The organism is Methylobacterium oryzihabitans, from assembly GCF_004004555.2.
GTDB classification, from domain to species: Bacteria; Pseudomonadota; Alphaproteobacteria; order Rhizobiales; family Beijerinckiaceae; genus Methylobacterium; species Methylobacterium oryzihabitans.
This window is the reverse complement of the sequence record NZ_SACP01000164.1, coordinates 1-436: the sequence shown is the minus strand read 5'-3', so window position 1 is coordinate 436 and position 436 is coordinate 1. Positions and strand designations below refer to the sequence as shown.

The window sequence follows — 436 nt, the reverse complement described above, 5'->3', positions numbered from 1 at the left end:
ACAAGGCGATACCCGAGTGCATGTCGTCGCTGCCATCAAGGTGCGGGTCGTAGGCCAGGCCTTTCCAGCCCACGGTAGTACGCGGTTTTTCGACGTAGGCGCGCATCACCAGCAGCAGCTTGTCATCCACTTCGCTGCTGAGGGCGGCCAGGCGGTCGGCGTATTCCAGGGCCGAGCGTGGGTCGTGGATCGAGCATGGGCCGACGATGACCAGCAGGCGCTCGTCGCGGCCTTCGAGGATGTTGCGGATGGCTTGGCGGTGGGCCTGGACTTGCTGGGCCAGTTCACTGGACAGCGGCATCTGCTGCTTGAGCAGGTGCGGGCTGGGCAGGCGCTTGCTGACGGTGGTGTTGGCTGCTTGCGGCTGGGTCAGGGGCAGGGCGAGGTTGGTAGCTTGCATGGCGTTTTTCCCTGGGCGGACGGCGGGTTCTGGCCC

The 436-nt window shown here is 65.8% G+C and carries 1 pseudogene; it reads right to left on the bottom strand.

What is annotated here, in order from left to right:
- Window positions 1-400 (bottom strand): annotated as a pseudogene (locus EOE48_RS30350) (hypothetical protein); the annotation flags it as partial.
- Window positions 401-436: the final 36 nt, after the last annotated feature.